The organism is Paraburkholderia sp. (genome assembly GCF_035501035.1).
Taxonomy (GTDB): Bacteria; Pseudomonadota; Gammaproteobacteria; order Burkholderiales; family Burkholderiaceae; genus Paraburkholderia.
The window spans coordinates 1-8,706 of the sequence record NZ_DATJWR010000308.1; the positions used below are offsets into that span (position 1 = coordinate 1).

At 59.7% G+C, this 8,706-nt stretch carries 9 protein-coding genes and 3 pseudogenes; 5 read left to right on the plus strand and 7 right to left on the minus strand.

Going from position 1 to position 8,706, the window contains the following annotated elements:
- Positions 1 to 601: response regulator transcription factor (locus VMJ11_RS22565; RefSeq protein WP_325621933.1), on the minus strand; the 601-nt coding region annotated here is incomplete at its 3' end.
- 638 nt (positions 602 to 1,239) lie between these two features.
- Here VMJ11_RS22565 and VMJ11_RS34530 point away from each other — a divergent pair.
- The 3 genes and pseudogenes from VMJ11_RS34530 to VMJ11_RS22575 all read left to right on the plus strand — a co-directional run.
- On the plus strand, positions 1,240 to 1,443 hold the full coding sequence (locus VMJ11_RS34530) for an HNH endonuclease (protein ID WP_414694454.1): 204 nt from the start codon (positions 1,240 to 1,242) through the stop codon (positions 1,441 to 1,443).
- A gap of 94 nt (positions 1,444 to 1,537) precedes the next feature.
- Positions 1,538 to 1,714, plus strand: a pseudogene (locus tag VMJ11_RS22570) (IS6 family transposase); the annotation flags it as partial.
- A 73-nt stretch (positions 1,715 to 1,787) separates the two neighbouring features.
- Positions 1,788 to 2,189, plus strand: a pseudogene (locus tag VMJ11_RS22575) (catalase-peroxidase); the annotation flags it as partial.
- A gap of 338 nt (positions 2,190 to 2,527) precedes the next feature.
- Here the strand turns inward: VMJ11_RS22575 and ppk2 are convergent.
- From ppk2 to VMJ11_RS22605, 6 genes are all read right to left on the minus strand, one after another.
- A complete protein-coding gene (gene ppk2 / locus VMJ11_RS22580; protein ID WP_325621945.1) occupies positions 2,528 to 3,424 on the minus strand; it encodes a polyphosphate kinase 2 in 897 nt (298 codons plus the stop codon).
- Positions 3,425 to 3,849: 425 nt separating this feature from the next.
- Entirely contained in the window at positions 3,850 to 4,182 is a 333-nt protein-coding gene (locus tag VMJ11_RS22585) for a hypothetical protein (protein ID WP_325621935.1), read from the minus strand.
- A gap of 47 nt (positions 4,183 to 4,229) precedes the next feature.
- The gene (locus VMJ11_RS22590) at positions 4,230 to 4,844 is read right to left on the minus strand and encodes a PqiC family protein (protein WP_325621937.1); all 615 of its coding nucleotides are present in this window, start codon (positions 4,842 to 4,844) and stop codon (positions 4,230 to 4,232) included.
- Positions 4,841 to 6,388 (minus strand): intermembrane transport protein PqiB, encoded by a 1,548-nt coding sequence (locus VMJ11_RS22595; RefSeq protein ID WP_325621939.1) that lies wholly within the window; start codon positions 6,386 to 6,388, stop codon positions 4,841 to 4,843. The genes VMJ11_RS22590 and VMJ11_RS22595 overlap by 4 nt, the downstream gene beginning before the upstream one ends.
- A 116-nt stretch (positions 6,389 to 6,504) precedes the next feature.
- Complete coding sequence (locus VMJ11_RS22600; protein ID WP_325621940.1) at positions 6,505 to 7,128, minus strand: paraquat-inducible protein A; 624 nt, start codon at positions 7,126 to 7,128, stop codon at positions 6,505 to 6,507.
- Positions 7,125 to 7,751: a paraquat-inducible protein A gene (locus VMJ11_RS22605; protein ID WP_325621942.1), complete on the minus strand. Its 627-nt coding sequence runs from the start codon at positions 7,749 to 7,751 to the stop codon at positions 7,125 to 7,127. The genes VMJ11_RS22600 and VMJ11_RS22605 overlap by 4 nt, the downstream gene beginning before the upstream one ends.
- A gap of 113 nt (positions 7,752 to 7,864) precedes the next feature.
- Between VMJ11_RS22605 and VMJ11_RS22610 the strand changes: the two genes are divergently transcribed.
- Both VMJ11_RS22610 and VMJ11_RS22615 read left to right on the plus strand, forming a co-directional pair.
- Complete coding sequence (locus VMJ11_RS22610; RefSeq protein WP_325621943.1) at positions 7,865 to 8,527, plus strand: TetR/AcrR family transcriptional regulator; 663 nt, start codon at positions 7,865 to 7,867, stop codon at positions 8,525 to 8,527.
- 35 nt (positions 8,528 to 8,562) lie between these two features.
- Positions 8,563 to 8,706 (plus strand): annotated as a pseudogene (locus VMJ11_RS22615) (acetoacetate decarboxylase family protein); the annotation flags it as partial.

Below are 8,706 nucleotides of genomic sequence, written 5' to 3' on the forward strand. Positions count from 1 at the left end.
GGCGGCCCATGTGCACATCGATCAGGTTCGTGCCGGGGTCGAAGTGATAGCCCCACACTGCTTCGAACAGCATGGTCCGCGTAATCGTCTGACCTGCGTGGTGCATCATGTATTCGAGCACGCGGTATTCAGTCGGCAGCAGTGCGATCTCTTCGCCGTCGCGTTTGACAGTGCGGGCGATCAGGTCGAGCTCCAGGGGGCCGACCGTCAACGTCAGTTCGGATTGTGCCGGTCGCACCTGCCGGCGACGCAACAGTACTTCGATGCGCGCCGTCATCTCGTCGGGGTCGAAGGGCTTCGTCAAATAGTCGTCGCCGCCTGCACGCAAGCCACGAATGCGCTCGTCAACGTCACCAAGCGCACTTAGCATGAGCACCGGGGTTTGAATGCCGATGCTGCGCATCGTTGTGAGGATTGTCAGGCCGTCAACTCCCGGCAGCATCCGGTCAAGCGTAATGACGTCGTAATCATCGCTGAAAGCGCGTGCCATTCCTTCGCGACCGTTGGCAACCCAATCGACGGTAAAGCCACGGTCTTTCAGTTCGCCGACAATTTCTCTCGCGGTAATTTCATCATCTTCGATGGTCAGCACTCTGGACATGATCATTCCGAACGCCGCAGTTATTCCGGCCAAGGCGGACGCGCGACGCGATACGTTATCGGATGGAGTACTAAAGCGACATTCTACTCTACCCATTCGTATTCGACGCGTGTTCACGGAAGCCCGTTGTTACTGGAGCAAAGACTGAAAATTGAAAACACGGTCGGAAGGGTAGCGGAGTGCCGGTGGGGGGCGGATCTCGATTTCATGAAAAATTATTTAATTGGCGTGCGTTGTCGCCGATCGATTGCCGGGTTCTGGGAGGCGCTGTGACGATCGTGGGTTCTGTGGTTCTGGTGCAAATAGGCGCGGGGGAATGGGTTAAAGTTGCGAGCTTGACGAACTGGTGGCCGGCGGGTGACTCGACTCATTATTACCGGCCACTCGAAAGAGTGGCTGGAACATGAAGTCAGGCCGGCAGTGGCCGACCCGAGGCACCCGGAACTGGGTATTTACCGTCACAGAAAAACAAGAGGATGGAACGAAGCGGGAGCTCACCCTGCTGCAAGAGTCGGACACGCCAATATAACGGCATGTCAAGATCAAAGCGGGCGCCAATGCGCACGATCCGCAATGGGCGCCGTACTTCGAATCCCGATGGGGCCAGAAGATGCTGAACTCGGTGCGAGGTCGCGGCGGTGTACCGTGTCTGGCTAAGGCAAGATGGCCTGTGTTCTAACTGTCAGCAGCCCATCACAATGAACACCCGCTGGGATGTTACGCATATTGTGAAGCAAGCCGATGGCGGGACAGCTGCAGCCAGCAACCTCCAGGTTAACCATCTCAATTGCCATAGAAATCCGCACTACGCCGGAAAAATGAAGTTGTGCTACCGGGTGTAGATAGATGCCTTTGTAGAGGCTTGAGCCGTATGCTCCTAAAGGCGCACGTACGGTTCTTCGGGGGCAGCAGCGCAGCAATGCGCTGCTGCTACCCGACCAGGATCATCGGGCGATCAAACGCCGAACGCGACCCATGATGGGCTTCAAGAGTTTCCGATGTGCTCGCATTCTGCTCGGCGGCATATAGATGCGCATGATCGCCAAGGGGCAAATGCAGACCGACGGTTTGACCCAGACACCTGCCGACCAATTTTACTCGCTTACCAAATAAGGATTCCTATTTGACAAGGAGTGCATCTCATCGCCACGCCTTATCGCGACAAAACCGGCCCACGACTGAGACCCGGTTGATCGACAAGGCCCAGCAACTCACGCTGACTCCACCGGAACTGAACGTGCTGATTGGCGGTCTGCGCGTGCTGGGAGCTAATTTCGACGGCAGCCGCCACGGCGTGTTCACCGACCGGGTCGGCGTGCTCAGCAACGACTTCTTCGTCAACCTGCTCGACATGAGTACCGTGTGGAAGGCCACCGATGCGACGGCCGAGTTGTTTGAGGGATGTGACCGCGCGAGCGGCGAAGTGAAGTACACCGGCACCCGCGTCGACCTGGTGTTCGGTTCCAACTCTGTGCTGAGGGCACTGGCAGAGGTTTATGCCAGCAGCGATGCCAAGCAGAGGTTCGTCGAGGACTTTATGGCGGCTTGGACCAAGGTGATGAACCTCGACCGCTTCGACCTGGCCTGATGGCGTCCTGAGTCCGGCCCCGGCAAGCGGTTCGCACTGCACGCCGGGGTTCCCTCTGTGGCGACGGAGTCGCACGATTTCGAGCGTTATCGTCGGCTATCAGGCGAGAGGCGACATCTGAGCGACCTTACTCTGCGACTGAGCAAAGTCACTTCCTTAACGATCACGGTCCTCGAACCGCATAACCCGGCCTCTATCCTGTCGAATTTCGCTCACAACCGATCGGCTGAAAACTCGCCCCAATGTTCGATGTGGGGGTGAGATTCGCGGACGCGCTGCCCCTGGTCAAGTTTGTGGACTGAGCAGGGCGGCGCGCTCGCTTTGAGTTAGACTTCCGCTCAGAACACCTCAGGGACCATCATGCTGCAAAGGACCGGTTGCCGAAAATAGTCGTCGTGATGGACCCGGGGAGGGAGCTGCACGGTCGAGCGCTCGATCTCGTAATACGGTAACTGACTGAGCAAGTGATGGATGCAGTTCAGGCGCGCGCGTTTCTTGTCGTTCGCTTGTACCACCCACCAAGGCGCCTCGGGGATATGCGTGCGCTCCATCATCAATTCCTTGGCTTGGGTGTATGCCTCCCAGCGACGTCGACTCTCCAGATCCATCGGACTGAGTTTCCACTGCTTGAGCGGATCCTTGATGCGGGCGCGAAAACGCACCTCCTGTTCTTCGTCAGAAACCGAAAACCAGTATTTGATAATCTGAATCCCACTTCTGACCAGCATCTTTTCGAATTCAGGCACTGACCGGAAGAATTCCTCATATTCGTCGTCAGTGCAAAATCCCATCACACGCTCGACGCCCGCGCGGTTGTACCAGCTTCGATCGAACAGCACGATCTCACCGCCCGCCGGTAAGTGCGCAGCGTAGCGCTGGAAATACCATTGTGTGCGCTCGCGATTATTCGGCGCGGGTAAGGCAGCCACGCGGCAGACACGAGGATTCAACCGTTGTGTCATGCGCTTGATGGCCCCACCTTTTCCTGCCGCATCGCGGCCCTCGAAAATCACGACGAGCCGGTGTCCGGTATGCACGACCCAGTCTTGCAACTTGACGAGTTCGCCTTGCAGGCGAAACAGTTCGCGCAAATAGCTTTTGCGCCGTTCACGCTGCTCATCGGTGAACGCCTCCTCGCCGCTGGTGGCTCGGTCATCCCGCTCCATTTCAAGTTCTTCGTCGTAGGTATCGACCAGATCCTCTTCGAGCCGACGTTTCCAATCCTGTTCTTGCATTTCTAAGTTGTTACTGTGCGATGTTGCCACTCGCGCGCCAGTGATCGATGACGCGGTGCGTCGTTCGGCGAGTTTTCTGGTGGGTGGCCGATCGAATTCTGCGGGGGTGTTGGACTTGTGATGCTTCTGGCTTAGCGTGCGGCGCACGGTAGCGTTCACGCGAACCTTCATACCCGGGCGCCATGACGAATTTCGTCGGGATAGTGCCACTCAGAACTCGCCGCATTGCGGCCGACAAGCCGGGTCAGACAGCGGGTTCGAAACGATAACGACGATCGTGCTTGAAACATGGAAACCATTCAAAAACAAAGCTCAAACCAATTCGACTGAGGGCAGGCGAGTTCCAGAGGCCAACGGCAGGACAGAGCCTGGCATTCCTCCTGAGGAATGGCCCCGTGCCGCCATCTTCCCTCGAAACGGTGTGACTAATTCGGTTGCCCGGCGCCCTCAACGCCGTCCTTTGCGCGTAGCGTGGCATGGGCGTTAACAAGCAGCCTCGCCTCGTGGTCGCGCAGCGCTGCATCGACGGCCCCGAAGGCATTTTTGAGCTCGCTCTGTTGCTGCTTCGTAGCCTTGCTGCTGTCGGCAACGGCCTCCGCCTCTTTCTTGAGTTGCTTGACCAGCTTCGCGGCGCAGCGGGTGTCCAGTGTTCCTTGCTCGATGAACTCGCGGATATGTGTGGCTAGCGCCGCCAGCGTTGCTTCGGTCGTCTCATTCGACGTGCCAGCGTTGGTGGCGAATGCGGAGTGCTTGCTCATTCTATTTCTCCGGAGTGATGCTGTTGACTAATGAGTTGACAATACCGTCAGGCGTACGGCGCGCAATTGCTGTTTCGCGACTGCGCCCATTTACGCGCATCGCCCGCGATTTGGTCAGCCAGTGCGGCGATTGCACGTTGCTGAGCGTGCACCAGCCCGGCGTAGCCGGCCGGCGCTGCTTCATGCAGCTCGCTGTGACATGTCAGATGAAGGTCTTTCGCATCGTCCGCGAACCTCACACTCCAGTCTGCCTCGAGCTGCACGCCGCGTCCGGGCCAGGCGTCGAGGCGACGGACCTGAAGCTTGATCCGCAGCACGGGCTTGCCGGCCGGCCGGGCAAGCCCGGCGACGTCCTGGATGCCGAGGCGATGCACGAGGCCGGCAGACAATGCGACACGCACTTCATCGCCTAATGGCGCAACCCAGCGCTCATCGTCCAGCACGGCGATGCTGCTGTCTCCCTGCCGTACTACCAACTGCTCCTGGTCCACTTGGGCGGGAATGCCGACCGGCAAAACATCGATCACAAATGGCGCTGCCTGTTGTGTGGAGGGCGCTTCTGTGGCTGGTGAAACCAGCGTGTAGTAGTGCACCGGTGCCGAAGCGCAGGCGTCCAGCATGAGCAGGAGCGCGATCATGCCGGGACGGACTGAAAAATTCATTGTTTCGACTCCTGTGAAGTCGCAGTGTTCGAGCGCAGTTCCGGGGCCGCCAGCGGTTGATCGGCTGTGCGGCCGCGAAGCAAAGCGTCCGGATGACGACTCAGCAGATCTGTGAGCATGTGCACTGAGCGGGCAGTGCGCTGCAATTCCTGCAACGTCTGCCCCAGGTTCTGCTGCAGCGGACTATCTTCGGCAAGCATGTCCTGCGCTGCGCCGAAGGTCTGACGGGCCTGCCGCAAGGTCAGCGTCGTTTCTGGCAACACCTGGCCGTTGATCTGCTTGAGCGTGCCGTCAAGTTCCGAGAGGCTGGTGTCGAGATGGTGGCCGATCGACTCGAGCGGTATTTTGTCTATCTTGCTGACGATGCTGGCCACCTGCTCCTGCAGCTGGTCGAAGCCGCCGCTGACAGTGGGCAGCGTCAGCGGCCGTGCGTTGGCGTTGAATGTGACCTTCGGGGCGTGAGGTACAAAATCGAGTGAGATGTAGAGCTGCCCGGTGAGCAGGTTGCCGGAGCGCGCTTGCGCGCGCAGGCCGTGCACCACCATCTGGCTGAGGAACTGCGCGTCCTGCTGGTCGATGTTGGCTTCGATCTTCGGCAGCTTCGCCACCACAGGTCCGAGTCTGTACGGATAAATTTCGATCCCAACGACCGATGGAAAGCGCTGTCTGCTCGCGTCGTAGTCGAGATTCATTGAAACCACGCGCCCGATGTTGATGCCTGAGAACTCCACGGGCGCACCCACGGACAATCCGCGCAGCGACTGTTCAAAGCGCAGCTGGATGTACTGTGCCGGGCCATCGGGCGGTGCCATGGCGCTTTGCTCATCTTTAGCCAGGACGAACTGGGTATCGGCCGGCGCGGGAGCGTTATTGCTCCGTTCGGGGGCGGCAAATGCGATGCCGCCCGCGACGATCGTCGCCATTGATTGCGTCTTGAGCTTGAACCCGTCAGCGCCAAGCGAGATGTCAACCCCGCTGGCGTTCCAAAAATAGGTATCCGTTGTGACGAAGCGATCGTAGGGGGCGGCAATGAAAATCTGGAGACTGACGCCGCGGCCATCGTCGTCCAGCTTGTACGATGCGACGCGGCCCACCTTGATGTGCCGATAGTAGACCGGCGAGTCGATATCCAGCGATTCGAGGTCGATGGTATGAACTACGAAGCTTTTGCCCGCCGTTCCGTTGATAACGGCGGGCGGCGTTTCCAGTCCAGTAAACGCTGTGCGCTCGGTCTTCGCTGAGCCGGTGTCTACGCCGATATAGGCGCCCGACAGCAGAGTATCCACTCCCGATATGCCACCGATGTCGATGCGCGGGCGCACGACCCAAAAGCGCGAGTCCGCGCGCGCGAGGCTCCTGGCGCTTCTTGCGAGCGATATTTTGGCGACCACGTGCGAGCCGTCGTCGGCCAGGGTGACCGAAGACACTGTTCCCACTGTCACGTCCTTGTATTTGACCCGCGTCTTGCCAGCGTCCAGCCCTGCGGCGGTCTTGAACGAGATGGTGATTTCCGGGCCAGAGGAAAGCCAGGCGTGGATCACCATCGATAGTCCGATCAGTGCTGCGACCGTTGGCACTAGCCAGACGGGCGATACCCGCCACCGGCTTCGGGTCACGGCCGGGTTATGCGGCTCGGGCGGGTTTTTGTCAGATACAGGATTCATGTTTCGTCAGCATCCCAGATCAGCCGGGGATCGAAGTTCATTGCGGACAGCATGGTGAAAATCACCACCATGCCAAAGAAGAGGATGCCGATACGCGGCTCGATATCGCTGAGCCCCTGGAATTTGACCAGCGCGGAGACAATCGCCACTACCAGGACATCGAGCATTGACCAGTAGCCAACCAGTTCGACCAGCCGGTAGAGGCGGGCGCGCTCGCGCATGGCCCAGCGGCTGCGTCGCTGGGTGGTTGCCAGCAGCAGCCCGAGAACCAGGAACTTGGCGCAGGGCACGGCTACGCTGGCGATGAAGATCACGAAAGCAATGGCCCAGGAGCCTGCTTTCCAGAACTCGACGATACCGTGCATGATGGTGCTGTCGCTGCCGTTACCGAGCAGGTCCGTGTACATCACCGGCAACATGCTGGCTGGGATGTAGAAAATCAGGCCAGCGATCAGGAAGGCCCATGCGCGCGTGATGCTGTCGGGGCGACGTCGGTGCAGGGCAGTCCCGCACCGCGGACACGGTACGTGCTCGTTCCCGCCGACTATGTGGTGACAGACGAGGCCGCACGCATGACAGGCGATCAAGCCGAGTTGCTGAGTGCGTGGAGGCCTGCTCATGCCTCAGTTCCACCTGCGCGCGCGGGATCAGTCCATTCCCACAGCCAGTGGATGTCACGGCGAGCGGTTAGTGTGGTCAGCACCAAGAGCGCGGCCGTGGCCCAGGCGCCGGGGCCAGGGGCAACCTGCAGGAAACTGGAGAGCTTGATGATGGCTACGAGGATGCCGAGCAGGCCCACCTCGATCATGCTCCATGGCCGGAGCACGACGAGCATCCTCATTGCCCGGGCGAACCCCGGTGCGCGTTGTCCGGTACGGGCAAATGCCAGCACCCAGACAAGCAGCGTGATCTGCATAAACGGCACCACGATGATCGACAGCGCGGTTGGCACCGCGATGGGTGTGGTCGCGCCGTGCGCCAGTGCCACAGCGGACTGCCAGAGGGTGGTCTCGCTATGCACGCCCTGTAGGCTGATGCGGATCACCGGACAGGTGTTGGCCATCACGAACACGATGGCTGCGGCGATGGTCAGAGCGAGCCACTGGTTCACATCGAGCCGGCTGTCACGATACAGAACGGCTTGGCATTGTTTGCAGCGCGCCACCTCGCGCGGGGCCAGTGCGTAGCGGCGGAAGACGCTGTCGCAATGCTCGCAGGCAACCAGTGCGGAAAACGTTTGCATGTCGTTGTTCAGGCAAAACTAGACGAAAGTGTCTATTTTTATAAAACTAGACGGCTGTGTCCAGTCTTGGTTAAAGTGTCTTTGGGGGACAGGACTGACGCGGGAGCAAGCGGATGGATGTAAAGGACGGGAAGAAAGATGGGCGACAGGTATCGTCAGCGCAAGCGGGGCACCATCCTGCTGCGCGCCGACCCAGTCAGTCGCGGGGGCAGGCGCGAGTCGACGCGATCCTCGATACTGCTGCTGCGATCATCGCCGGGGAAGGGCTGGCTGCGTTGACGATGCACGGGCTGGCACGCCGTGCGCAGACGTCGATCGGTTCGCTATATCACTTTTTCCCAGATCGGGATAGCGTGATGCGGGCGCTGATTGACCGGCATGAGGCTGCCGGTCGCGAGATCAACCTGGCGCTCAGCGCAACAGCGCCCAACGTCTGGCAGCAGTTTTCTCCGGCGGAGGCGATCGCGCGTGGGGTGGGGCCTTATATCGACTATGTGCAGAATCATCCCGATTTCTTTGCACTGTTGCAGGGCAGAAGGTTGTCAGAGAACTTCATCGGCGCGGTCCGGACGGTGCTCAGCGCCCGCCTGCCGACGCTCGGTGCTGCCGATCGTGAACGCTATGCGGCAATGTTCCATGCCATCGCGTCTGGAGTCATGCAGATGGTCTTCGTGCGCGAGCCTGAACATGTCAGCTTCTACATGCATGAAGTGCCGCGGGTATTGGCTGCCTACCTGGCTGAAATCGAGGCTGCAATCGGAGGGATTCGGTTGTAGTAAGGCAGGCGGGTCAAGAAAAGGCATTATGAAGAGGATATACGCACGCAATGTATCTGGACAACCTGCCAGCTATCGTGGCGGGCCGCGAACTGCTCGGCTTTCCGAAGACGCTCGCGCAGCCACAACTCGAAGTGCGCAGCGACACGCTCGTCGGCACGCTCGATTACAACGGTGTG